The sequence below is a fragment of the Parachlamydia acanthamoebae genome, from assembly GCF_000875975.1.
Taxonomy (GTDB): domain Bacteria; phylum Chlamydiota; class Chlamydiia; order Chlamydiales; family Parachlamydiaceae; genus Parachlamydia; species Parachlamydia acanthamoebae.
The window spans coordinates 193548-219858 of sequence record NZ_BAWW01000002.1 but is presented as its reverse complement, the minus strand read 5'-3'; the positions used below and the strand labels follow the sequence as shown (position 1 = coordinate 219858).

Sequence of the window (26311 nt, the reverse complement as noted above, 5' to 3'; positions counted from 1 at the left end):
CTATGACCCTGAAAGATATCCAATTTATTTTTAATCGTGCTTTATCTTTGAGTTTTTGCAAAAAAAAATGGCTACTCACCTTTTGTGTTTTAGCATTGTGCGGAATTTTGGTCGTTTTTTTTCGGGGTCTCGCTTTAAATGCGGGTCAGTGGGTGGTGATGAGTCTCACTTTTCTTCCCATTTTTTTGTCAGCAGGAATTATCCTTTCATTGGGAATTTTTTTGACGCGCATTTATCACAACGAAATCAAGAAGAAAGAGATTAACTATGGGGAGGTATTCAATAAATCGTGGGAAGTGGTGATTGGCGCTTCCTATTTTTCTGTGCCCATTATTTTAAGTTATTTATTGCTCTGGGTTATTATGGGCATTTTTGTATTGCTCAATGACATCCCTGGTTTCGGAGATTTTTTTGGGGTCGTGCTTTCTTTTGCTCCTTTTCTCCTTAACTTGGGGTCATTAGTCCTTTGCCTATTGAGTCTTTCACTCCTATTTTTTATGGCCCCTTTGCTGGCACTCCGCGGCCTCAATCGATTTGAAATCTCTAAATTTCTCATTCACAGAGTGAAAGAAGATATTTTTTCCAATCTCCTTCTTGCCTTGGTGGCCTTGCTTCCAATTCTCTTTATCGTGGGTTTACTTGTTTTAGCAGCTGTTTTAACAGGAACATTGTGCGATTATTGCGATACGCCGACTTACACCATCTTGCAATGGTTTTTCATTATGATTCCTTTTACAGCGATCCTAGCCCCTGCCGTGATCTTCTTTTTCAATTTCGCTGCTGAAACACACGTTTTATTGCAAAAGGGATTGAGAGGAGAGGCTTGAATTTAATGTGCGTCTTCTTTGTAAGGCATAGGTTAAATTGTCCTACGCAACAACCAGCTCTAAATCATTTAGCTGGATCCTATCTCCACTCCATAATTTTATGCCAAAAAAAGACTCGTCTGAGTATTGAAGAGACGTTTTCAGTGCATTGCGTATTAAATTAAGCTCAGCTGTTAGGTCACACTTCGGGTGACGTGATAGATAATATTCTCCTTCCTTAAAGGCTAAGAGAGCATGTTGATTGAAGAGACAAGTACTTGGATTTTTATCGGCAAGAACATCTCCTCGGCACCCTAGCGTCAAATCTTTGAAAGGTTGACCTTCTGCTATTCCCTGCGGAATGACATGTTTTTTGCCCGATTTTGACTCAACGAGTATAAGCTGTGATGATCCCCTATTAAGAGGTCGTATATTAGATTTACTTTCTTTATGCTTAAGCGCTTCCTTTAAAGCCGGATAATTATCCGCTTCTTTATAAATACTGTTTTCTAGCCATTTCATGAAAACATTAGCAGCTTCAGTATTTCCCAAACGTTGGCAGATATGAATAAAGCATTCTTGCTGGTTGTTAACGACACAATTTCCAATTTTTTGAAATCCACGTGGAGGGAGGCTATAGTCTTCACATATTTGAGCATGTTCGAAGATTTCATAGAATTTATTAATTGCGCCTTCTTTTTCTTGTGTCACTGCTGCAAAAATAAGAACATTTTTAATGATTTCTTTAGCTGTTGCTTTGTCTGCTTTAAATGTTTTAATAACAATCCCCTTATCTATAGCAGCTATTCTCATTCCATTCGAATCTTGCTCAAATAGAGGCCGATGGATGTCGTTTGCTCCCTGACCAGCATTTGCAATGTGAAAGAGATAGTGATCACCTTCTCTAATAGCTTCGATGCTTATATAGTGTCCAGAATTTGGACTATCATACCAGCCGCCCCTGATCAGTTCACCAACCTCGCTATATTTGTCTATTTTTGCCAAGATTTTATCCGCTATGCTTTTTGCTTTCTCATCGATCTGTCTTTTTTCAATGCCTGCACATAAAGCCAAACACTTTAGAAAAGCAAATTCGTCATTATCCAGATCAATCTGATCTTGGATTCGATCCCGAATAGCCTCAAAAATTTCGCGATCCTTTTTATTAACTTCTGTTGTCAAAAACTGCTCAATCAGTGAATGCATTAATAAATGTCCTGGTTCACCATGATGCCCTTCATTTTTTGATTGTTTAATCTTTTGAATAAGTTCTTTTATTGTCGTTTCAGAATCGTAAGTCATATTTGTTGAATGATAAAAAAACAAAAACTCATTAATTTTTTCTGGCTGATAATCTTTTACCTTATGAGTGATTTCTAGGCCTTCCTTTATCGCTTTTAATTCAATTTCTAATGCACGAAAAGACACAGAACTTAACATACGAAGTGTTTGTGAATGACGTAAGTCTGAGAGTGCATAGCCACCATCTTTTGAGGTTTCATTTTCATCGAAAAATCCACTATTATTTTTAAGTAAAACCGTAATTTCATTACGTTTTAACTGTTCAAAATCCCATAAGGAGACAAATTTTTCTGAATGTTGATTCAACTTTTGTTTCAGAACAACAATGTTTTCTTCCATGTAAAGGCGAAATGTGTTTCCTTGTAAACCACGATATTCTGTGGTGACAATGAGTTCATCTATATTTTCAGATGCTGCAAATACGCATCTGACTTTTCCTTCTATCACTTCTAATTTTCCCTCTTTCGCTTCTAACTGTTGAAGCATTTTTTCTGTATCGGATAGAAAAGAGGAATTTTCAATGTGGTAGACATTCACTTTATGAGGAGAGTCTGCAGGAGTGCTTGCCTGAAAAGATAAATTCATGGCTTCTGAAGTACCGACTTGAATCATCAATACAGGTTCGGGAATCTTTAATACGCCTCTCCAGGCTGCAAGTGAACTCAATAATTCAATGGTAAATTGTTTAATTTTGAAGACAATTTTTCGAACAGGAAAATCTTTTTTGAGCTTTGTGTTTCCCAAAGCTTCTTGCATGTTTTTACGATGAGAAGATTTTTTGAGATGCTCGTATTGGCCTAGCTTTTGGTAGCTTTTTAATAATTTCAAAACAGCTTCTTGGGAAGAAATCGTTTTAAATTTAGTTGGATCTTGTTTCTTTTGTATTTTAACAAAGGAACCGCTGTAATTTTTTAATCCTTTTCTATATCGATCAAATTTTTGGCTGTGATATTGAAAGGTTTTCCCAAAATTTCCATTTCTATCAATAGAAGGGCTGGTCATCAAAACTCCAAAAAAAAATGTACTATCAATAAAAAAATTAATGAAAATTATAATAACGAAACTCAAAAAAATCAAATTAATTTACTATTAGGCACTTAATAATCAGCTATGGAAACCATTGAAAAATACAAAGGATAAAGGAATATATTTTTTTTCAAATTCCTTCTCGTTCTGAGAGCCTCCTTTATAAAGGGATTTTTCCTAAATCGACCAAATATTTTGATTATATTATCAAATAAAGAGGTCAAAATATGTTGGAATATCTTTTTGGGAATTCAATGATTGAAAAGGTTCTTTTCTATTTAATCGTAAATGCATCTTGCTATACTTCAGAAGGACTGTGAAAAAAAGACATAGATGCAATCTTGGTTTGAGAAGCTTTTGTGACAATCTATTCCGAAAATCGTTACCAAATTTTATGATTTAGACTACGTTACTTAAGAAGATATGAGGAAAGTAAAAAAAAAGCTCTCGGACAGCTTGGTTTTAGTGATTACGTTGTCCAGATTGATTGTCAATGGTTATGGAGTTTGTTTCTCCATCTGGTGCTAGAGGTAAAAAGTTGGTCAAAAATTTTAATAAACAAGAAAAATGTAAGATATTTATAAATGAATTTAAAGCTAGATTGAAAAAGATCTAAAGTTCTTTTGAGGCTAATAATTGAATATAGGCTATAAATTGACCTCCAAAAATTGTTGCCTTTATATGCGAAATCCAGGTTTCTTCTTTACAAATGATTCCATTGATTATCAGCTCCTCTAAAGCCATTGATTGAAAGATATCACCCATTGCATTGACATCTTTTTGAGATTTTTCATTAAATTTTCCACATGAAAAATCATATAAAAACTTCGTTTCATACTCTGAAAGATTGTCAAGACGATTCAAAAACTTTTCTTTCAAGGCAATGGGAAAACGGGAATCTCTGTCTTTGCATATGGTTTCTTCAAAAATACTTAAGATAAACCGAACTTTTTCTAATTCCCTAGCCTTTTGTCTTTCAAGTACTATTTTAGAAAAAAAGTCCCAAAATTCAGAGGTTTGCATATACTCCAAATCTAGTTTGGTTGTATCTATTTTTTTTAATCTTTCATCAAATTCCCTGAAGGTAATTTCTTTGCGTGCATTCTGATAACCTTCCCAAGCACCTATCAAAGGTCCCCCTACATATGGTATAGAAGAAATAAGTCCTTTTGCAGCTCCGCAAATGCCCCCCTTCATCTCTTCTTTGGTTAGTTCTTTATCAGCATCTATATTCAATTGTTCTAACATGTTAAATTCTTTTAAATTTGTGTGCGGCTTTGAAGAGTTTTTTTGCTAATTTGTTCTGCCTATTTCCACTCCAAGTTGCTTTGCATATAAAGCGTGATATAAAAGTCCCTTAGATCCCATCCCTGTGATGATCCACGTTTTTGCATCGATTTTTTCATAAAAAGGGAGATGATTTTTTGAAGCAATACGCACTCCGGCATATCCTTTCACAATTTTCATGGTTTGTATAGCAGGGAAAAAAGCAGCGGCTTTGGGAATGATCTCTTGGATAGCTTGTTCAAGATCTACTTGCAAATCAGTGAATTGCTTTTCAAAAGTCGACCCGACTAAACATGTTTTTCTATCTGGAGACATTGTTAAGTAAGCTTGCGAACTCAGAGGAAATGATAAAGGCGCTAATCCTTGAGGCCACTCTAATTCCAATAATTGCCCTTTAATTAATGTCAGAGAATAACGTGTCGCATCAATCAATTGCATGATCTCACCGCCTGCCGCTATAACCACACAATCAAACTGACTTACTTCATCCAAACGTTTGATTTCTTGCTGCAAAAATTCCGCACCTTTTCTTTTGCAGGCTTTCCATAAGCCTTGTAGATAAAGATCGGAATAAACAGCCATAGCGGTGTGAATAAAAATACCTGCTATCGCTTTGACTCCAGGAACATGTTGCTGACACTGCGCTTCAGAAAAAAATTGGACATCTGAATAACGAGTAGAACTGAGCGTAAAATCGCTCACCTGCTGGTCGTTCAAAGCTAAGCGAAGTAACCCGTTTCGATCTGCCACAGGCATACCTAATGCCTCTTCAGCGATTTCAATGAGATGGCAAGACTCTTCCCAACCTTCTTTTCCAAAACGATTAAGTTTGGCATGCGCGCCCGCATAAGGGTGCAGTAAACCGGCCGCCACACCTGAAGCTCCCCCTCCAATCCCTTTTTTGTCAAAAACTGTCACTTCAAAATGGGGCTGTTGCAAAAAATACCATGCAGCTGCGAGCCCACTAAATCCAGCACCAATGATCGCAATGCGCATCGTTTCTCTCACACTTTAAAATAGATGGCTGCTAATGCAATTGAATTAAAAGCAGCATGAAGGCCAAAAGGTGCCCAAATTGATTGCTGCCGTTCTTTTACATAGCCTAAAAAACAGGAAAGGACAAAAAGAGTCCCGATGAATTGAACATTTCGAATGCCTTGCTTATCTGCATAATGGAAAAAAGCAAAGATCAAAGAGGTTAAAACAATCCCTGAAAATCTTCCAAGTTTTTGCTTGATCCAGGTTTGCAAATAGCCTCGAAATAAAATTTCTTCAGCAAACGGAACAAGAAATAAAACGGACAAGCTTGTCACAAGGAAAAGAGAAGGATTATCTCTAATCGCAACAATTTTTTCCACCGGCACCTGTTCGATTGGTGGAATGTGAAAAATCTCAAATACGACTTCTAAGATTTCATTAAAAAAATTCACTAAGGGATAGCAAATCACAAGCGCTAGAACGCCCATTCCAAAATCACGCAGGCTGCGTTGGACTGAACTTAAGCCATTTTTTCCAGCTAAAGCGTCCCACATAGAGGGCCCCCAAAGATAGCTGTAAAAAAGGATACTTGCAACGCTACAAAAAATAAAGAGAAGATCCATCCAACCTAGAAAGGTAGGGCCCAACACTTCGTCAATAGCAATGTCTTTAAAAATGGGAATTCCCTTGTTGATCAAAAGATAGACTCGTACAAGCACCGTAATGACAGCGTTTATTCCTAAAAAAACCGCGAAAACGCCTAATAACTTTAAAAAAGAAAGAGAGGAATGGTCAGAAAAAAATGGATCGTCATCATAGGGTAGCTTATAAAATCCCCCTAGATAAGCGATCCAATTAATGATTACACCCGTCAGAAGAAAGAAGGTCATCACCCCCACATGGGGCAGAACAGCTTCTTGAATGATCCCTTCCACTTCTAACCTCGTTTAGTTTTGTTCTTTTTTGATGCTGATGATCTCAACAGTTTCTTTTGGGACATCTCCATGACCCGCATAAGAACCCGTTTTAACTTTGCGAATTTGATCTACAACATCCATGCCACTAATAACTTGCCCAAAAACACAGTATCCAAAATCACGTGGTGTTTCGCCATGGTGATCTAAAAAGGTGTTATCCGCAACATTAATGAAGAATTGCGCTGTTGCGCTGTTTGGTTCGGATGTGCGAGCCATCGCAATCGTCCCTTTTTTATTGGAAATATTATTTCCAGCTTCATTTTTTATAGGAGCTTTTGTTGGCTTTTGATCAAAATCTTTCGTAAAACCCCCACCCTGAATCATAAATCCATCAATGACACGGTGGAAAATGGTGTGATCATAAAATCCGGCTGCTACGTAATCTAAAAAGTTTTTCACAGTTACTGGAGCTTCTTTAGAAAATAACTCTAATTTAATTTCTCCAAGGGAAGTCTGCATGACAACCACATCTTTTTGTGCTTTATTTTCCATTGTTTTTAACTCCTCAGGTGTTGCGAAGCCTAATTGTGTGCAACAGATGAATAATGCCAAAGCGAATCGAAACAACTGCGTTTTCATAAAGGCTCCTATATGGTTTAATGGTTTGTTAGAAGACGTATTGTATTCAAATAGTGACATTTCTTTCCTCTAAAATATGGACTTGCAGCGAATTTTGACCTTCAAAATCAATGAAAAAAAAGTTATCCTCAACTTCTGGGTAAACAAGGAAGTAAAGCATGCCTAATTCAGATATTCCCTCTCTCGAAAATTTAATGGAGGAAAAACGTTTTTTCCCCCCATCACCAGAGTTTCAGAAAAAAGCCTGGATAAAGAATGCGAAAGAATATAAAGCGCTCTACCAAAGATCTTTAAAGGATCCCGATTCATTCTGGCTTGAGCAAGCAAAGTCTCTCACATGGTCAAAACAGCCAAAACATGCGGGAAAGCATATTTGGGATTCTGATCGCCGCCTGGTTGAGCATTCCTGGTTCGAAGATGGGAAACTTAACGTGAGTGTGAATTGCTTAGATCGACATTTGGAAACAGAGACGTCTGATAAAATAGCAATTCTTTGGCAAGGTGAAGCTGACGAGGAAGTTCGCCAAATCACCTACAAAGAGCTTCATCAAGAAGTTTGCCAATTTGCCTCTATTCTTAAACAAAAGGGTGTCCAAAAAGGTGATCGAGTTTGCCTGTATTTACCGATGATCCCAGAATTGGCTGTCGCCATGCTTGCATGCGCACGTATTGGAGCAATCCACTCTGTTATTTTTGGTGGATTTAGCGCAGAAGCGATTATCCACCGGATCAATGATGCCACATGTGAATGTGTTGTCACCTCAAATGTTTCCCTGCGAGGAGGCAAAGAAATTTTTCTGAAAAGTACCATGGATAAGGCTTTAGAGTTATGTCCAACTGTTAAGCAGGTCATTGTCGTGAAAAGAAATGAAACTGCTTGTGTCATGAAAGAAGGACGCGATAGCTGGTATCATGACGAAATGAGATCTGCTTCTGCTGATTGCCCTCCCGTAACTTTAAATGCAGAAGATCCTCTATTCATTTTATATACGTCTGGGTCTACTGGAAAGCCTAAAGGTGTGGTGCATACACAAGCAGGGTACCTCCTCTTTGCAGCTATGACACATCGTTATGTCTTTAATATTCACGAGGATGATGTCTACTGGTGCACAGCAGACATTGGTTGGGTGACAGGTCATAGCTATGTCGTGTATGGTCCACTAGCAAATGGATCTACATCGCTTATGTTCGAAGGAATCCCTACCTACCCGGATGCTGGCAGATTTTGGCAAGTGATTGATAAACATAAAGTGACTGTTTTTTACACCTCTCCGACGGCCATCCGTACTTTAATCAGTCACGGGCAAGAATTCCCTAAAAAATATTCATTGGCTTCTTTGCGTGTACTTGGAACTGTTGGGGAACCGATCAATCCAGAATCTTGGATGTGGTTTTACGAAAATATTGGCCGCGAAAAATGCCCCATCGAAGACACCTGGTGGCAGACCGAAACGGGAGGAGTCATGATTACCCCCTTTCCTGCATGTTTTAGCATAAAGCCGGGAAGTGCAGGACGCCCCTTTTTTGGGATTGATCCGATTATTCTGCGTCCCGACGGCACACCATGTGATAAACATGAGGGAGGGAGCTTGTGCATTCAAAAACCATGGCCGGGAATCATGCGAACCGCCTGGGGAAATCACGACCGTTTCATTAATACGTATTTTACGACTTTTAAAAATGTCTATTTTACTGGAGATGGCTGTCATATAGATTCGGATGGTGACTACTGGTTACTCGGCCGGCTAGATGACGTGGTGAACATATCAGGGCACCGGATTGGAACAGCAGAAGTAGAAAGTGCCCTCACAAGCTTTCCCTCTGTTGCCGAAGCTGCGGTGGTTCCATTTCCACATACGATTAAAGGTCAAGGTTTAGAAGCTTTTGTCACATTGGTTGAAGGAATCTCTCCTACAGATTCCCTTAAACAATTTCTGCGCGATCATGTCAAGCAAGTGATTGGGGCAATTGCAGTTCCGGAACGGATCCATTTTGCCAAAGCTCTTCCAAAAACACGCTCAGGAAAAATCATGCGACGCATCCTCCGCAAAATTGCGGAAAATGAATTGGATAGCTTAGGCGATATCTCAACACTATCAGATCCCCAAGTGATTCAAGATTTATTGAAGAATCGGGAGATCTAGCGCATGTCGATAGATGCTATATTCATGGATCGAGCCTTAGCACTGGCCACCCAGGCTCGATTGCTTTCTCCACCCAATCCTTGGGTCGGAGCTGTTATTGTTAAACAAGGAAAAATTGTGGGTGAAGGCTTTACGCAAGCCCCTGGAGAAGCACATGCTGAAATTATGGCTTTGCGGCAAGCTCTGCATCAGGCAGAAAATAGCACTCTTTATGTCACTCTTGAACCCTGTTCCCATTTTGGTAAAACTCCTCCCTGTGTAAACGCTATTATTCAAGCCAAAATCGCCCATGTTGTCATCGCTTTAGAAGATCCTGATCCACAAGTGAGCGGAAGAGGGATTCAAAAACTTAAAGAGGCGGGGATTTCAGTAACTGTGGGGGTTGAGCAGCAACGAGCCACGGAGCTTCTGGAGCCTTATCTTTTTCAACGCAAAACAGGTCGCCCGTTTTGCGTGGCGAAAGCAGCAATTAGTCTGGATGGACGTGTAGCCGCCTCCGATCATACGTCAAAATGGATTACAAATGAATTGTCACGGCAAGATGCACAAAGGCTTCGGGCAGAATCCCAAGCCATTTTGATCGGCAGTGGCACAGCAAAATATGATCACCCTCGTTTAACTGTTCGTTCTTTTTCCCCGCTTCCCTACCAAGCTCCCCTGCGCGTTGTTTTAGATAGTCGCGGCACCTTAACCGACCTATCTTCTCCTCTATTTAACACAAACTTAGCTCCGACATGCATTTTAACAACGGATCGCTGTTCGACAGAAATCCGAGATATGTGGCAATCCCATGGAATTGAATCGATCATTTTATCACAGGCAAAAAATGGAGAAGGGGTTGACTTAAATGAAGTAATGAAGACACTAGGAAAAAAAGGAATTCTTCAAGTATTAATTGAAGGTGGCGCAACTTTGTTGGGACAATTTATGCATGAACAACTCATTCAAACCCTCCATCTTTATATAGGACCTAAAGTTTTAGGCTGTGATGGGATTCCTCTATTCGGAAGCTTTTCTCCTCAAACCCTGATCAACGCTCCGCAATTCCAATTAAAAGAAACCAAACGTTTGGACGATTGCGTATATCTTCATTATCGGATTTAAGTTATGAAAATATTCTTTAATACGCCTCAGTTAGATGCTCAACTATTAAGAACCCTTTCCTACGCTTATTGCGAAGGCGCGGACATCGGAGAATGTTTGTCGACAGCTGAACGCATTAAAGAAAATGATTGGGATAGTTGGCACGAAAATTGGCTGCAAACTGCTCAGCGAGTTGAACAATCCGCAGAAGTTTCAAAGCAAGCTGGTAACGTTGTAAGCGCACGTCAAGCCTATCTACGCGCATCCAATTACTACCGCACAGCCTTTTTCTTCCTATTTGGTCAACCTATAGATCCTCGTTTAGTGCATGCCTATCAATCCCATACTGAAACATTTTCCAAAGCCGCAGAGTTATTTTCACATCCGGTTGAAGCTGTCCGTATCCCTTTTGAGGGGTCCTCTCTTCCTGGCTATTTTTACAAGGTGGATTCATCTGACGCAAAACGACCAGTTTTGATTGTAAATGGAGGCAACGATAGCACACAGCAAGAAAGCTATTTAGCTCTTGCCAATGCCGCTTTAAAAAGAGGATATCATGCCTTATGCTTTGACGGACCGGGTCAAGGAGAAGCCCTCATTAAAGAAAACCTCTATATGCGACCAGACTGGGAGAATGTCATCACTCCAGTTGTCGACTTTCTTATCAAACAACCTGAGGTCAAATCAGACGCCATTATTTTAGTTGGATTAAGCTGGGGTGGACTGATTACTTCACGTGCGGCAGCTTTTGAACATCGCCTAGCCGGATTGATTGCCAATCCAGGGCAGTTTGATGCTCTAGAAAATATTAAAAAAAGTTTCCCTGAAGTCACAACTTTGCTTGAACATGATGAAAATCGCTATCTTGAAAAATTTATGACTCAAGCTCTGACAAATCCTTTCATGGCTTTTAAATTCAAAAGCAAAATGTGGGTGCATGGAGCAGATTCCCCTGTAGAATTGTTACGTGCCTGGCAAGCCTATAATCTGGAAGGTATTTCTCAAGACATTCACTGCCCTTCCCTCATATTAAATGCGGAAAATGAACAATACTGTACGGGCCAAGCCAAAGAACTTTATCAAACATTGACATGTCCCAAAAATTACTTTTTATTTTCGAGTGCTGAAGGTGCAGGAGAGCACTGCGCTGCAGGAGCATTATCTACCTTTCATCAGAAAGCATTTGACTGGCTCGAACAACTCCTTGCTCCACATTGCCAGCTTCCTTCTCCTGATCATCTCTATTCTATGTGAAATTAGTTAAGTCTTTCTAAAATCAACTAATTGCAATCATTCCTCATTTATTTTAAATTATAACGTTTTAGTTTTTAAATAATATGATGAGAATGCAATGCAAGTTCCTGTAAATTTTTTCCCGCCTCAAAATATTTCTTCATTACCATCCCCTTTCCCAAATACCAATCCAATAACCATACATGCTACAGATAAATCATTCACTATCGACATTAAAACTTTGGAACTTTTTGGAATGTTCAAGAATGAATTATCTTACAAAAATTCGGACATCCTCTGTTCAAAAGAAGTGACTTTTACTTTCGATAGCGCAACGATTGAAGCGATATGTACTTATGTGAGTGATAAAGGAGGTTCTCTCTATTTAAGGGATTTATATAAAAGTTCAGATTTAATGCTTTTTATCAATTTATATAAATTTGCGCGTTGCTATTCCATGGATAATTTAGAAGAATCATTAAAGTGTTGCCTCTTTTCTGAAAAAAAATACATGGATTGGGAAGTTTTTTTTAATTTACTAGATGAAAATGCATTTAATTTCGATCAAAAAAAATTCATCTGCTTTTTTGGGCTTATAAGCTCAATAAACGAAAGTGAATCCATTATTGCGGATAAACTATTTAAGCATTTTCTTTTTGTACTGCATCACAATCAATTGGAAGAAGGGATTGATGAGTTATTTTCTTGGATGCCATATGAATCGACAAGTTACCATAATCCAACGTTTTTATCTATCTCTCTCAGTATTCTTTTTTTCATCCTTTCAGATGAAAAAATTGTAAATTCTAACAATGCGCTCGCAAAAATAATTTTTTCTTTAAGAAAACTTATCCCAAATATTTATGACAAAAAGCCAGAACATCTTTCTCGTATTCCTAGTGAAAAAATTGATCTTGCTTTTCCCATTTTACTCCACTTATTCCATATAGCGGGTAACATCAAAAATGCTGCACTTGCTAAACATCTTTTTGATGTTGTAAAGTCAACCGTCAATCGAAACCAATTATCCTTTAATAGTTTTAGTTTTCTGAGACCAAACAAAATCAAGTTCAAACTTCAAGAAAGTGTCGTTGCAACACTCATTCTACAAAAAATTTTACCTTTTGCATCTTCTATGCCTCTAGAAGAGTCTTTCCATGTCATCAAGGATTATATCGCCTGTATTCACTTTATTGAAATTAATGCTGTCATTCTTAACCCCAAACCTTCTGAAAATTTTTCTTCAACTGTTTTTTCGTTTGATCCTACATCTTTTCTATCTAATGCCATAGAAATTGTCCTCGAACTACCGATCTGTCAGGATCCCTCTATTAAAGCGATGATCCAAGAACGCTTTTCTTTTATCAAAAAACCTCAAGATTTTACTACAGATGCGGTGTCTGTAAGTGAGCGCATGGATGTCGCACACCAGGATTTTTTGGACTCTTTAAATCGTATAAATCTTAATCTAAATCAAGATGTCACCATACTACCCACTCTGATTGAGCCTAATCTAGGTAAAGCAAACCTAAAATCCCCCCCTTACTCTTATGATAGCGAGGCTATTCAACAGATTATTGCCTTTTTGCATGAAAAAAAAGCACATAAAGCAATGCGAGTCTTTCGCAAAGCGGAACAAAACACTCCCATAAACCTGCGTGAACAATGTCAACTTAATCTCATTCAAGAAATTTTAGCCATCAATCCAGACACTGGAATCCAACAAGCTTTTAAATTTATCCGATTGTTTGAAACAGAAGTGCGTAAAGTATTTTTAAAAGCTATCATGGAGCACGCTGAAAATAATCATAATTTTTTAGACATCTTTAAGTGTTTGCAAAAACAAAACGATAGCGAATTACTCAAACTTTTTTATGATGAATTGATTATTTACGCTTTAAACTTAGATGTTTCAGAAAAATTAATAATAGGGAAAACGTTTTTCACTATATTTAAAGAGAAAAATCAAGATATAAAAAAACTTCCTGAAAATCTTTCTAGCTTCTTAGATTCTCTCATTACCGATTCCCTGGATCTTGAAGTGATGCAATTTGTAGAAAGTTTTTTCCCTGTTTTGTTGATCACTAAAGATCCTAATTTTAAACGCAAAGAACTCTGTCATTTTACAAAGAAAATCAATCGATACAAACCCGCTATCTTTGCAGCAAAAATGATGCTAGGGAAAACCCATGAGATTCTTCATTACTTTGTAAAAACAAGGAGCTTTTTCAAAACTCTACGGCCTTTAAATAGAGCTATTCAATTATTGAGACACAATCCATCTTTTCACTTACCCGTGGAATCTTTTCATTCACTTAACGCATTTGTTTTAAAGCATGCTAAGTTTTGGGGAAACTGGGCAATAGCTCAATCAAATCAAATCACATTCAATCGTTTTTCTAAACAATCGATCGACATATTTAAATATTTAATTCATGAAAATTTAAAACAAGCAAAAGAGCTACAGAAAGAAAATCGGGATTATGAAAACTGCCTTATAACGGCAAAAATAATTCTCGATGAGGGAAGTTTCAATCAGTGGGATCTCCATCTTGACTATATCGAAACATTAGATGAATTCAACCTTGAACCAGAGGTGATAGAATGTATCTCAAACCTGTTTCCAAAATTTATTCAAGATGTGGAAGAGAAAAATTTGGCCCCTGAAAATCATATCAGAAAAATAGGTAGAATTTTAGGAAAGAGAAATCTTTTTAGCTTTATTTCAGATTTTTGTCACCATCTACTGACAGATACAAGCTACGTAGATGCTAAAAAAGTACGCAATCTACTTTTTATTTGTTTTTGTGTAAACATCCCTTACGGTCAACTTATGAGCCTTTTAAAGCTCTTTCCATTGAACTTTAATGTTCTCACGGCCATTGCTAATTCGAGAGCTGGAATACCTTCTTTATCTATAAACGAATTTTCAGATGCTATGAATTTTTAAAGGAAAGAGCTAGTAAAAGAATAGGAAAGCTTTTGGAAAAACCGAAGTCTGGAAATACCCTTTTAAGCCTATGTCGTGAATTACAAAAACATCCAAACAAGGATGTCAATGAGATCCGTATCTTCCTGTTTATTCACTTTTGTGCGAATTATCAAAAACCCGAAAAGTCTTTTAGATTAACTGGCTGTAACGAGAGCCTTGTCATTTGTTGACGAATCGGAATTGAGCTTCCTAAGCCCACGTTTACAATTACATAAAAATATAAGCACCCGCTGCAATGGCAGGTGCTTTGAATGTATCGACTTTAACTGATGAAAAGAAGCAGGCTTTTCAGATAGTCGCCTTCCGGATGAGCTAGATTGATCGGATGATCAGGAGCTAAATGGTGGCGTCCTATAATTTTTGCGCTTCTTTTTGCTTCTTCGCATGCCTGAAAGACCACTTTTTGAAATAAACTTTCGTCGACATAATAAGAGCATGAACTTGTCAACAACAACGAACCCTTAGGCATCTTTTGCATAGCTACGCGGTTGATGTCTTTGTAAGCTCTACAAGCAGAAATTTGATCACTTTTCTTTTTGGCAAACGCTGGAGGATCTAAAATCACTAAATCATAGTCAAGCGTAGAACTACGTAAAAATTCGAACACATCTTCACAATAAAATTCACTCTTGCACTGACTAGAATTGAGCTCCATATTGATTTTGGCTTCTTCAATCGCTTTTTCCGAAATATCCACTGAGTCAACACTTTCTGCTCCTCCGGCAACGGCGTATACGCTAAATCCGCCAGTGTAGCTAAAGCAATTAAGCACCCGTTTTTGAGCAGCTAATTGGCGAATTTCTTGTCGCATTTCCCTATGATCAAGAAAAAAGCCTGTCTTTTGCCCTTGAACAATTGATACTTTGAACCGAAGCCCGTTCTCAAAAATTTCGACTTCATCAGGAAGGTTCCCCATTAAAATATCTTGAAAAGGCTGAAGCCCCTCCTCTTTTCTAGAAGGAAGCAAAGATTTTTCATAGATTAACTGAGGTGCAAGAAGTCGGTTCAATTCTGAAACAATCAGTCCTTTTAATCTTTCCATGCCCATTGTTGAAATTTGAATGACCAAATAATCGGCATATTGATCCACAATTAATCCTGGAAGACTATCGCCCTCTCCATTCACTAAACGATAGGCCGTGGTATTCTTTCCATGAAACCAAGCTTTACGAAACTGGATGGCTTTCTCAAGATTTTCTCGAATCGTCTTTTCCGGATCCGACTCTCCAAAAGCAACCATTCGACCTGCAATAGATGATTGCCGATTAAAGTAAGCATGCCCTAATAACACATGATTGGAGGCATAGACTGGGAGTATTTCCCCATTTTCATAGGAAGGGCTCGAGGCTATTGCTCCAGAAAAGATCCAATGATGATGATGATGAACAGCCTTTTCTTTGCCTGGCTTTAAAATAACACGTTTTTGTTTCATACCCCTTTCCACACTCCTATCAAGAAAAATATCCAACCCACAAGGAATGTGATCCCGCCGATCGGCGTCACAGCCCCCCACCACTTTACTCCAGTGCATGCTAAAGCATACAAACTTCCACAAAAAAGCATCATTCCCAAGACAAAACACCAACCAGCTGTCATTAATGCTGCCTGAGGATAAAGCAAGCAAATAAGGGCCACTAAAACAAGCGCTAAAGCATGATACATTTGATAGCGCACACCGATTTCAAATGTCGTTAAAGCCTCGGTAGCTAAACGGTTTTTGAGATAATGCGCCCCAAACGACCCTATTGTCACGGCAGCTAAGGCAAACAAAGTCCCTAATACAAGCAAAATTTTTGGTGACGAAAAAAGATTCATGTCTGTTCCTCAAACCGGTGTTAGTAAATCGCAAAGTATACTTTTTCCTCTCAATATTCTCTACTTCATTTTCATCGATTTATAAATTTAATCTAGTAACAACAAAATCAAACAAATCATTAAACAATTGATTAAAAAGATAGTCTAAACATAAAATACAATGTATTTCCATATATAATGACACCGAAATTTACTATTTCAACCGAAAACTCAAAGGAAATTAAACATGAATTCTATTGGAAATTATCATACAACAAATCAATCCCAAATCAATCCACAATCTTCTTTTCAGATCCGTTTTTTATTTTATAAACTCGAAAATCTTTGTAAAAAAATCCCGCTTCATTCACCGGATGCAAAACAAAACATTTGCTCAAGAATTGTTGTCGATCTAACTAACCATTTTTCATCTTCTTTAAATATTCATTGTTTAGCTGTAGATAATCAGCCTATTACTCTAGAGTATACTGAACAGTCGAATCACAAAATCTTAACCATCGTAAATAAAAAATCTAAAGTCAGTTATAAACTTGATGCTGCAAAAGATCATCAAGTGAGGTTTCTATTGGCTGAAATGAGCAAGAAGATGATGAGTAAAAAGCATTGGAAACTTTCTGTATATTTTAAGTTGCAAAAATATCAAAAACGCGTACCAGTCTTTCTAGACCAATTTTCAAAAGGTAATTTTGAAAGCGTAACCTCTCTTGATTTGAGCTATACAGATTTACTAAGGCCCGAAGTTGAACTGTTAATGGAAAAGCTTCCTCACTTACACACTTTAATTTTAAAGGGTGCTAACCAAATTGATTGGGATAAATTAAAATTAACTAAAATCATAAAAAAATTAGATGTCAGTAAAACAAATATTTCTATGGACAAAATTGGGGAATTTTTCCAATCAACAGGAAAAGGGGAAATCATAGCAGATGACTGTAACAATTTTCCTCCAATTGTTTCAGTCATCACTCGATATACGTTTAAACTTCGTGAGAATCCTTGTTCGCCTGATTTATCTTTTATGAAAAAAAACTCAAAATACAATACCCCTGATTTCCTATCCAAATTTTTTAAACATGTGCTAAGCTTTCCTCAGAACCATAAGGATACGGTTTTTCGCTTGAATGGCTTTAATCTTAGTCCTGAAATCAAAGAAGAGTTAAAAAAAGCAAAACAATCGCAAAAAATTAAGGATTTTATTATAGATTAAAAATTTATCGCCCTCTAATTTTTTAGAGGGCTTGCTTCATTAATCAAGGCTTGTTAGAGTAGGTCTTTTATTCTAACAGGCCAATTATGGAAAAACCTCCCTTTCATCCTTTTACTGATATTCCCCAGGCCAAAATTGTTTACACAGGTAAACGATTTTCAGTCTATCACGCCGAAACGCCGAGCAAGAATGGAAAGCTAGCCAAGCGGGATGCAGTCATTCACCCTGGGGCTGTTGTAATTCTTCCCATTCTGGAAGATGGACAGGTGGTGATGATACGAAATGAACGGATTGTGGTAGGAAAAATCTTATGGGAGCTCCCCGCCGGAACTTTAGAACCAGAAGAACCCCCTTTAGAAACAGCCCATCGCGAACTGATCGAAGAAACCGGCTACCAAGCTTCAAATATGTCTTTTTTAGCCTCATTTTATACCTCTCCGGGTATTTGCGATGAAAAAATCTTCGCCTACATGGCATGCAATTTGAATTATCAAGGTCAGAAATTGGATGATACAGAAGATATCTCTGTGGAGATTCTCCCTTGGGCACAAATTCTGGCCTGGATCAAAGACGGTACTATTCAAGATGGAAAAACAATTTCAACACTTCTTTATTATCAAACTTACTTTCTTTAATCATCTTGAATCAAATGTATTCAACTTGATTTTTAAATAAAAATATGCTATTCTAATAATTGGAAAGGCCCTCAAGATTAAGGAGGAGCATATGTCAAGTTCTGTTAATAATGATAGTAATAATACTAGTTATCAAGCTTATATAGATCAGCTTTATCAACAAGATTTGCAAAGTGCTAATGATCCTAATAATCCTGATAATAACACAGATGATGGTCCTGATTTTGGTTTAAGCAGCACCACTGCAACGTCGACATCAAAATCTTCAAAAAATGTTGATCCTCAGGATGCGGCTGTTGAAGCTGCCATTGCTGGAATTAATGCAGCTCAAGTCAACTCGCAAAATAATTCGGTATCAAGTAACACAAAAAATGCAAGTGATTTAGCCTTAGCTAGTGAATTAGGCATTGACGTGACTCAAAATAATGTAACAGATACGCAAGTTCCAACTGTTTCGAATAATAATTCTACACAAGACCCTAATAGTTTGGCGGATACGGCAACAAGACCTCATAAACATACACGTTTTCTAGAGAATCAAGGAAAATGGATTTAGGGGGCTTCGGCTCTCTAATTGGCTACCAATTCTTTGTATGAAGGGTTGGTAGCCTCTCGTTTTTTTAATCAGATGAAAAAACATGAAAAGCTTGAGCAAAGCAATTTTTGATGGTTCGGCCTAACAAAGCTAGGGCACGATACATCAATGCTCCAGTAGTCATACCTATTAAAGCGTAAACGCCACCTTCTATCGTTAAACTCACGCCAAAAGTAAAGTTTTCTAGAGTCCCCTCTGCAATGCCCATATCGATCTGGGAAAAGAAGATAAAAGGACGACTTAAAGCTGTGCTTGTATAAAGATTACTGAGAGCAGTACTTAAGTAATGAAAACGCACCATTGCTTGCTGCATAAGCTCACCTTGGTGAACAAAATCCAAATCTCCACTCGTTAGAAACTTAGAAATTAACTGATCAATTGTTTTACCAGAAAATTGAGCAGCTTCTGCAAGAGTTGTAGCTTGAATTTTGAGCTCCGCCACATGCCCAGCTAAACGTTGGCTATATTGCTGAATAAATTGGGGAATTTGAGAGAATAAAAGGGCCCCACTTACCACACAAAGGCGATCAATAATTCCTCCAATCCATTTATGCATGTTTGCTTTTCCTTTTTATTGTCTCTTTCTAAGCAAAACGTAACAAAATTAGAAAAAAGAGAAAAGCTTAATTAGACATGCCCTTTGCAATTAGTCGTGACATAAAAGGTAAATTATGCTATATTCCAATCAAACAAAGGTCATCTCATGTTCAGCAATTTAATCAACAGCTTATCCTTTTTGCCTGTTGCATTTATTGCTCCTGTCGTGTTTGTCGTCGTGCCTTAGGGCACATATATTTTCTTTTTTTTACCTCCTATTTTTTATTTAATTGACATGTGAAAAAACCAAGCATGTTTATGCCCTTTAGGGATATGATTTTTGATTCACTCTTTCAAGACAGGATAATATGAATATTCTTTTCAGCCGAACAACCTGGATGACGGGATTGGCTATTTTTTCGATGTTTTTCGGAGCCGGAAACGTTGTTTTCCCCCTTGTTTTAGGACAAATGGCTGGTGACGAGATTTTTTCCGCTTTACCAGGCTTACTCTTAACTTCTATTGGTGGCCCTTTACTTGGCTTATTTGGAACAATTTTATATAAAGGCGATTATAAGGCCTTTTTCTCAAGGACCGGCAAAGTTCCCGGCTATTTACTCATGCTCGTGTGTGCTGGCTTGCTCGGACCGTTTGCTGTGATGCCTCGTTGCGTTGTTTTAACTTATGCGTCTTTTCATACCTATTTTCCAAACCTTTCCCTATTTAATTTTAGCCTTTTGTTTGGAATCGTTGCATTAGCTTGCATTGCTAAGCGGGATACCGTTTTACCTCTGCTTGGCTATTGGCTAAGTCCAGTCCTTTTGGGCTCTCTCACTTTAATTATCTACCTTGGAATGTCTTCTTCTGAAGGAAGTCTGCAGCCCTCTACCCAAAACTCCTTAGAAGCTTTTGGTAACGGTCTTTTAGTTGGATATGACACAATGGATCTGATTGCCTCCATTTTCTTCGCCTTCACTGTCTGGAAACTTTTGCGCGAACAATTTCAGGATGCAGAGATCAAAGACTCTCGCATTGTCAAGCAAACCACCATTGCAGCTGGATGTTTAGGTGGCATATTTTTAGGCTTAATTTATGTTGGACTTAGCTTAGTGGCAGCTTTACACAGTCCGGTGATTGATAATATTCCACCAGAATCGCTTTTGACAACACTATCCTTTCATTTGTTGGGTCCTCTTCAGGGAGGAATTGCAACAATCGCTGTTGCACTGGCTTGTTTAACAACAGTGATCAGTCTAGGAGTGACTTTTGCCGAGGTTCTGCAAAAAGAGCTATCTCGATTCCAAATGCCGTACTTTGTTGCGATCATTCTCGTGATGCTTTGCACAACTATTTTTGCTAACTTGGGATTCAGTCAGTTGATGTCCATTATTCATCCGATTGTGTCAATTTGTTATCCATCCATTATCGTTTTGACGCTTTGCAATATCATGCATGAGTTATATGGATGGAAAACGGTGAAGCTCCCTGTTTTTATCACGTTTGCTGCAACCCTAGCTCTTGACTTTTTCACTCGGCTAGGATAGGATACTAGGCTTGTATTTAATTTTTTAACACTAACTACAAGCCTACAGTTGAAGTTTTCACATTAATTTAAAAAAACTCGACGATAATCATAGCGCGCAATTGTCATGAAACTACAAAAAAAAGCCGTTGTAATTCACTCTGGGGGAATGGATTCAAGTATTTGCTTAGCCCTAGCGATTCGCACCTTTTCTGTAGAAAACGTGCTAAGTTTATCTTTTATCTACGACCAAAGACACTCTAGCGAATTGGAGCAAGCAAAGAAAATATGTCAATCTTGGAACGTCGATCACATTATTTTATCCATTCCTTGTTTAAAAGAAATCACGACAAACGCCTTAACAGACACTTCTTTACCCATTCAATGTGGGAATGGGGAGGCCCCAAATACTCTTGTTGTCGGAAGAAACGGCTTAATGGCACAATTAGGAGCTATTCATGCGCATGAGTTAGGAGCTCATTGTATATACATGGGAATTATTGGCGTTGAAGGAAACCATAGCGGTTACCGCGATTGCTCACGCGCTTATATGGATCTCAAACAAACACTTTTGCGCTTAGATCTCGATGATCATCTTTTTACAATTGAGACACCTTTAGTAGATATGAGTAAAAAGAAAACGCTTGAATTAGCACAAGAAATGGGTGTTTTAGAATTTCTTCTGAATGAAACCATCACCTGCTATGAAGGACTTGAAAAACTTGGGTGCCAGAAATGTCCGGCCTGCATTCTAAGAAATGAAGGAATCCGACAGTTTAGTGCCGAAAATCCTTCATTCAAACTTCCTTATCCTGTGACTTGAAAATTACTCCTCAAGAGGAAGAATAAGCCCACAAGCAACACGTTTGCCTGAATTACCTGCGGGTTGACTTTTAAAGTCATCTTCATCTTCATGAATGACAATCGACTTCCCTACAATGCTGTTTGGACCATTGAGAGTTATTGTTTTATCCAAACGCTCATAAAGAGCATGCCCATTTTCATTGGCCTCTAAATTGCCAAGATCCCCCACGTGCCTGTCCAAATCATCTGGGCCACCATGTTTGTGGTGGGTCGGATCATAATGTGCTCCTGCCGAGGAAGCATCTGGAGCACTACAATCACCAAATTCATGGATATGAAACCCATGCTTTCCCGCGGGTAGACCTTGCACATTTGCGACAATTTGAACACCTTCTTTAGTTTCCGTAAAGGTGATATTTCCCCAGGTTTTATATCCTTCTGTGGGGTTTACAACTGCATTTGCTTTTTTAATATGATGTGGATCTTCAGCTTTTTGCTCTGACGAATTACATGATGTCAAAAGAAAAAGGCATAATCCATAAGCTAACAGCTTTCTCATGGTTTTTTCCTCCAATTGATCTCCGTTTCTTACTCATGCCATTGTTTCTAGATTTTCAACAATAAATTAATCCAACATCGCTTGAAATTCTTCTTCTGTGAGAATTCTCACCTGCAACGATTTTGCCTTATCTAACTTAGATCCTGGGTCTTCTCCTGCAAGCAAATAGTCGGTTTTTGAGCTAACAGAATTGGTCACTTTACCCCCACGTTCTTTAATTAAGGTGGCAGCAGCCGGCCGGGTATACTGCTTTAAAGTTCCTGTTAAAACAAAGGTTTTAGCATCAAAAGGATGTCCCTTATGAGAGATAGACTTCACTTCCTGAGGCAAAACACCTCTTTGGAGAAGCAATTGAATTTCTTCTTGATTGCGCGCATCTGCAAAATACTCAACGATCGCGGTTGCTACTTTTTCCCCAATCCCTTCAATTTGCAAAAGTTCTTCAGTAGTCATCTGCATCAAAATGTGTACATTACCTGCACGCTTTGCCAACAATTCAGCTGTTCCTTCACCCACATGTTTAATACCTAAAGCCATAATGAAGCGAGAAAAAGAAACATCTTTTGATTTTTCAATACTGGTGATGAGATTTTCGACCGATTTAGTTTTGAATCCTTCTAATTGAAAAAGTTGCTCACTTGTTAAAGCATAAATGTCGGAAGGACGTTTTACAAAGCCAAGTCGGACTAACTGCTCGACTACTTTTTCCCCCATATGCTCGATATCCATCGCAAATTTTCCTGCAAAATAGATCAAACGGCGCAATTGTTGTTCGGGGCAATGTAAAGTATTAGGACATTTGACGGCAACTTCGTCTACAGATCTTGCCACCAAGGCGCCACAACTAGGGCAATGCGTAGGCATTTTCCAAGGATGGCTATCCGATTTGCGTTTGTCAAAATTCACCGAAACAACCTTGGGGATCACATCGCCCCCCTTTTCGATGATCACAGAATCTCCCTCTCGAATATCTTTTCGCAAAACCTCTTCTTCGTTATGCAAAGTGGCGCGGGCGATCGTGCTTCCTGCGAGAAAAACGGGCTTAAGCTCAGCTACAGGCGTTAGAACTCCTGTACGACCCACTTGCACAGTGATTGAATAAATGTCTGTTTCTGCTTGCTCAGCTGCAAATTTATAGGCCACAGCCCAACGGGGGTTTTTCCCTGTAGATCCTAAACGTTTTTGTTCGGCTAAGGAATCGAGCTTAACTACCACTCCATCAATTTCAAAAGGGAGAGATGCCCGAAGGGTTCGCACTTTTTCAACAAATTCCCAAATTTCTTCTAGAGTATGACACTTTTCAACTTGGTGTAAAATGGGCAATCCATAACTTTTTAAAAGAGCATGACAAGCAAATTGACTTGTTAGGGCATCCTGAGAATCTTGTCCTATGCCGTAAAAGACAACATCCAATTTTCTGCGACGTGTTTCATTAGGATCAAGCAACTTCAATGAGCCAGCTGCCGCATTTCGAGGATTGGCCCACAGATCTTCCCCTTCAAGCTCTTTTTCCGCATTGAGTTTTTGGAAGACTTGTTTTGGCATAAAAATCTCTCCTCTAACCTCTAAAAAGTCAGGGGCGGAAGGTCCGATCAACTGCAAAGGGAAAGCCGCAACGGTTCGCAAGTTTTGAGTGATGTCGTCCCCTTTTTTTCCATCACCTCGCGTAATACCACGCACAAAAATGCCTTTTTCAAATTGAGCAGAAATGGCAATTCCATCCATTTTTAACTCACAGGAAAAAGCAACGTCTTGCGATCGGGTCAATTTTTTGACGCGATGGATAAAATCTTGTACTTCATCTTTGCTATAAGAATTTGCTAAGGATAGCATGGGAGTACGATGAGCAACTGTTTGAAATCCTTCTGTAAGCATTTCCCCAACACGTTGGGTCGGAGAAGCGGAAGAGATCCATTCTGGATGCTCTTTTTCCATTTGCTCCAACTGATGCATCAAGTGATCAAATTCTTCGTCGCTAATTACAGGGCGATGGTCAACGTAATAAGCTTTATTATGCGACCAAATTTGATTACAGAGCTCTTGATAGCTTTGGTGGCTTGAGGGTTTTGTCATTGGATAGCTTTGTCATTATTTTTCGTTTTCTTCAAGACGGAATTTGGTAGTCAATTGCGAAATAAAATTACGAAAAGCGGCGGTATGGCGAAGCCCTTCTAGCCATTCATCGTGCATAATATCGTCAATTTCAGGAAGCGCATCTTCTTCTTCTGCCTTTTGCAGATAATGTAAAGCGATTGCGTGATTTCCGATTAAAGAATAGAGGCAGGATAGATTATAGTAAACAGGAAGATGACCGAGAGCTACAGCTTGCATAAAGGCATGCCCTGCTTTTTCATATAGGGCAGAACTTGAATCCGCTGTCGAAACATCATCGACTAATAAGGCCCAATGCACGTATGTTAATCCCAAATCATTCCAAGCCATTTCATCTTCTGGATTTTCATTCACAAGCATTTCAAAATGCTCAACGGCTCTTTGGAAAAATTCAAAATCGTCAACCAATTCTCCTAAATGGGAATATGCTAGTGCTAAATTGTAGCGTGCATGGGTATAGGCTGGATGGACTTGTAGAATTTTAGATAAAACTTGAATGGCTTTTTCATAACAAGCAGCGTCTTGATTGAAATCACCAAGAAAATCTAGTGCACAGCCATAATTGTACCAGAATTCTAAATCTAGCGGTTCGTGGGTATAATTTTCCCCATACATTTCAATGGCATGCTCAAATTTCTCTATGGCCGATTCAATGTATCGTTTGTCGCTTGTCATTTCAGCCAATTTCATCAAAACGACTCCCCAATCATTCCAAAATTGTGGGAAAGGCGTATCTGTAAATTCGATGACACGCGAGTAAAAACGTACAGCTTTTTCAATAACATGCTTGTCTTGCTTGAGCTCTCCCAAGGAAAAATGAGAAACAGCTAAGCCATACCAAAAAATAGGATTGCTTCGATTCAACGACAAGGCGTATTGAAACTTGCCAATCGCCTGAATGTAGTAAACCTCATCATTAAAGTAATGGCCGAGTTCATTTAGACACTCTCCGTATACAGCCCAATAATGGGGATTTTCCGGCTCAATTTCCACGCTTTGTGCAATTTTATCTTCAGCGCGCTTCAAAAGGTCCAGGTTCTCTGTCAAAGACCCGATAGTCATGAGAGTGTCACCTAGCTTATTTAGAATCAAAGGATTACTAGGGTCTAATTCATCGGCTTTAGAAAATTTATTGCAACCTTGTGCTAACAAATTGAGGTCTTTACGGTTTTTCCCTGAAAATAAAAATAGCATTCCCCATTTAAACCAAAGGATGGGGTGGGTCGCATTGATTTCAGAGGCTTGTTCAAAACATTTTTGCGCATCTTCAAAAAAAGCTTCATCACCAGAAATTTCAAATAAATGCTGAAGACAACTCGCCAGATTAAACCAACCTTGGAAAAAGTCGTCGTGATTTTTAACAGCTTTCTGGTAAATCTCGACTGCTTCTAAAAACATATCTTGACGGCCAACCAAATAGCCTAAATCGACAATAGCATTTCCGTAGTCATTCCAAAATTCTTTATAATCGATTCCAAGCTCAACGGCTTTCGTAAATTTTTCAATGGCGTCACGATAATCAATTGCTTCTCCCGAGATTTTACCATGCTGAGCTCCGCATAAACCCCATTCCCAATAAAATGCGCCCAATTCATGCTCAGTACATGTTCCCGTAACTTGCGAAGCTTTTTGAAATTTTTCTTCCGCTTCTTCAAAATGAGAGGTATCATGATAAAAAGCTCCCATTTCCATTAAAATGGCACCCCAAGCTCGCCAGGCGTGAAAAAATGAAGCATCTAATTCAACAGCTTTGCCATATGCAATGCATGCTGCTGCGAGATCGTTTAAATTGTTGTGCTGGGAAGCATAAGCAAGACCTTGCTCATAATAAATTTTAGGAGATCGCGGAGCAACTTCAGCTGCAAGCCTTAAGGAAGCCTCTCCCTCTCTTTTACCTTCTTTTAACAAAGATTTCCCTTCCATGATAAAAAGTGAAGCAAGCTGTTCTTTTTCTTGGTCTGCTAAGCAGCTCCATGCATCCGCATTCCGGAAAGGATTCAAACGCTCAAAAGCTTTAGTATTTAAAACTTCTTGCAAAACTTTTTTGATTAAAAGAGAATTTTTCATAAGATCTTGAGAGGAAAACCTAGTAAATATTGGTTAATCTGAGATACGTCA

At 38.5% G+C, this 26311-nt stretch carries 21 protein-coding genes; 10 read left to right on the top strand and 11 right to left on the bottom strand.

All coding sequences use genetic code 11. The features are described from left to right. The first annotated feature begins 2 nt into the window (after positions 1 to 2). Positions 3 to 827 (top strand): hypothetical protein, encoded by an 825-nt coding sequence (locus tag AOM43_RS01095; protein ID WP_059358689.1) that lies wholly within the window; start codon positions 3 to 5, stop codon positions 825 to 827. Positions 828 to 869: 42 nt separating this feature from the next. On the opposite strand, the gene AOM43_RS01090 is transcribed toward AOM43_RS01095, so the two are convergent. The 5 genes from AOM43_RS01090 to AOM43_RS01065 all read right to left on the bottom strand — a co-directional run bounded on the left by AOM43_RS01090 (position 870) and on the right by AOM43_RS01065 (position 6955). Further along, entirely contained in the window at positions 870 to 3110 is a 2241-nt protein-coding gene (locus tag AOM43_RS01090; RefSeq protein WP_059358688.1) for a hypothetical protein, read from the bottom strand. Positions 3111 to 3746: 636 nt separating this feature from the next. Continuing rightward, positions 3747 to 4382 carry a hypothetical protein gene (locus AOM43_RS13600; RefSeq protein ID WP_226987346.1) on the bottom strand — a complete coding sequence of 212 codons (636 nt, stop codon included), beginning with the start codon at positions 4380 to 4382 and terminating at the stop codon, positions 3747 to 3749. A 45-nt stretch (positions 4383 to 4427) separates the two neighbouring features. Further along, entirely contained in the window at positions 4428 to 5417 is a 990-nt protein-coding gene (locus AOM43_RS01075) for an FAD-dependent oxidoreductase (protein ID WP_059358686.1), read from the bottom strand. An 8-nt stretch (positions 5418 to 5425) separates the two neighbouring features. Continuing rightward, positions 5426 to 6334, bottom strand: coding sequence for a CPBP family intramembrane glutamic endopeptidase (locus AOM43_RS01070; protein WP_013924956.1), 909 nt, complete (start codon positions 6332 to 6334; stop codon positions 5426 to 5428). A 12-nt stretch (positions 6335 to 6346) separates the two neighbouring features. Next, positions 6347 to 6955 (bottom strand): peptidylprolyl isomerase, encoded by a 609-nt coding sequence (locus AOM43_RS01065; protein ID WP_006340276.1) that lies wholly within the window; start codon positions 6953 to 6955, stop codon positions 6347 to 6349. A gap of 158 nt (positions 6956 to 7113) precedes the next feature. On the opposite strand from AOM43_RS01065, the gene acs reads away from it, so the two are divergent. From acs to AOM43_RS01045, 4 genes are all read left to right on the top strand, one after another. Further along, on the top strand, positions 7114 to 9099 hold the full coding sequence (acs, locus tag AOM43_RS01060; protein WP_059358685.1) for an acetate--CoA ligase: 1986 nt from the start codon (positions 7114 to 7116) through the stop codon (positions 9097 to 9099). A gap of 3 nt (positions 9100 to 9102) precedes the next feature. After that, positions 9103 to 10203, top strand: a complete 1101-nt coding sequence (gene ribD, locus AOM43_RS01055; RefSeq protein ID WP_013924958.1) for a bifunctional diaminohydroxyphosphoribosylaminopyrimidine deaminase/5-amino-6-(5-phosphoribosylamino)uracil reductase RibD — start codon at positions 9103 to 9105, stop codon at positions 10201 to 10203. Between the two features lie 3 nt (positions 10204 to 10206). Then, positions 10207 to 11436, top strand: a complete 1230-nt coding sequence (locus AOM43_RS01050) for an alpha/beta hydrolase family protein (RefSeq protein WP_059358684.1) — start codon at positions 10207 to 10209, stop codon at positions 11434 to 11436. Between the two features lie 97 nt (positions 11437 to 11533). Further along, positions 11534 to 14365, top strand: coding sequence for a hypothetical protein (locus AOM43_RS01045; protein ID WP_059358683.1), 2832 nt, complete (start codon positions 11534 to 11536; stop codon positions 14363 to 14365). A gap of 304 nt (positions 14366 to 14669) precedes the next feature. Here the strand turns inward: AOM43_RS01045 and AOM43_RS01040 are convergent, their stop codons facing one another. Together AOM43_RS01040 and AOM43_RS01035 are read right to left on the bottom strand one after the other, a co-directional pair. Continuing rightward, a complete protein-coding gene (locus tag AOM43_RS01040) occupies positions 14670 to 15839 on the bottom strand; it encodes a class I SAM-dependent rRNA methyltransferase (protein WP_013924960.1) in 1170 nt (389 codons plus the stop codon). Then, complete coding sequence (locus AOM43_RS01035) at positions 15836 to 16222, bottom strand: DUF423 domain-containing protein (protein WP_006340283.1); 387 nt, start codon at positions 16220 to 16222, stop codon at positions 15836 to 15838. The genes AOM43_RS01040 and AOM43_RS01035 overlap by 4 nt, the downstream gene beginning before the upstream one ends. Positions 16223 to 16448: 226 nt before the next feature. Between AOM43_RS01035 and AOM43_RS01030 the strand changes: the two genes are divergently transcribed. The 3 genes from AOM43_RS01030 (at position 16449) to AOM43_RS01020 (ending at position 18620) form a co-directional block, all read left to right on the top strand. After that, positions 16449 to 17429, top strand: coding sequence for a hypothetical protein (locus AOM43_RS01030; protein WP_059358682.1), 981 nt, complete (start codon positions 16449 to 16451; stop codon positions 17427 to 17429). 86 nt (positions 17430 to 17515) lie between these two features. Further along, positions 17516 to 18064: an NUDIX hydrolase gene (locus tag AOM43_RS01025; RefSeq protein ID WP_013924962.1), complete on the top strand. Its 549-nt coding sequence runs from the start codon at positions 17516 to 17518 to the stop codon at positions 18062 to 18064. A 91-nt stretch (positions 18065 to 18155) separates the two neighbouring features. After that, positions 18156 to 18620 (top strand): hypothetical protein, encoded by a 465-nt coding sequence (locus AOM43_RS01020; RefSeq protein WP_059358681.1) that lies wholly within the window; start codon positions 18156 to 18158, stop codon positions 18618 to 18620. 64 nt (positions 18621 to 18684) lie between these two features. On the opposite strand, the gene AOM43_RS01015 is transcribed toward AOM43_RS01020, so the two are convergent. Next, positions 18685 to 19215 (bottom strand): DUF2937 family protein, encoded by a 531-nt coding sequence (locus AOM43_RS01015; RefSeq protein ID WP_006340287.1) that lies wholly within the window; start codon positions 19213 to 19215, stop codon positions 18685 to 18687. A 349-nt stretch (positions 19216 to 19564) separates the two neighbouring features. On the opposite strand from AOM43_RS01015, the gene AOM43_RS01005 reads away from it, so the two are divergent. Both AOM43_RS01005 and queC read left to right on the top strand, forming a co-directional pair. Next, positions 19565 to 20740 (top strand): branched-chain amino acid transport system II carrier protein, encoded by a 1176-nt coding sequence (locus tag AOM43_RS01005; RefSeq protein ID WP_006340288.1) that lies wholly within the window; start codon positions 19565 to 19567, stop codon positions 20738 to 20740. A gap of 105 nt (positions 20741 to 20845) precedes the next feature. Further along, a complete protein-coding gene (gene queC / locus AOM43_RS01000; RefSeq protein ID WP_006340289.1) occupies positions 20846 to 21541 on the top strand; it encodes a 7-cyano-7-deazaguanine synthase QueC in 696 nt (231 codons plus the stop codon). Between the two features lie 3 nt (positions 21542 to 21544). Here the strand turns inward: queC and AOM43_RS00995 are convergent, their stop codons facing one another. The 3 genes from AOM43_RS00995 to AOM43_RS00985 all read right to left on the bottom strand — a co-directional run bounded on the left by AOM43_RS00995 (position 21545) and on the right by AOM43_RS00985 (position 26260). Continuing rightward, the gene (locus tag AOM43_RS00995) at positions 21545 to 22081 is read right to left on the bottom strand and encodes a superoxide dismutase family protein (RefSeq protein WP_013924963.1); all 537 of its coding nucleotides are present in this window, start codon (positions 22079 to 22081) and stop codon (positions 21545 to 21547) included. A gap of 66 nt (positions 22082 to 22147) precedes the next feature. Beyond that, positions 22148 to 24154 carry an NAD-dependent DNA ligase LigA gene (ligA, locus tag AOM43_RS00990; protein ID WP_006340291.1) on the bottom strand — a complete coding sequence of 669 codons (2007 nt, stop codon included), beginning with the start codon at positions 24152 to 24154 and terminating at the stop codon, positions 22148 to 22150. A 15-nt stretch (positions 24155 to 24169) separates the two neighbouring features. Beyond that, positions 24170 to 26260 (bottom strand): tetratricopeptide repeat protein, encoded by a 2091-nt coding sequence (locus AOM43_RS00985; protein ID WP_006340292.1) that lies wholly within the window; start codon positions 26258 to 26260, stop codon positions 24170 to 24172. Positions 26261 to 26311: the final 51 nt, after the last annotated feature.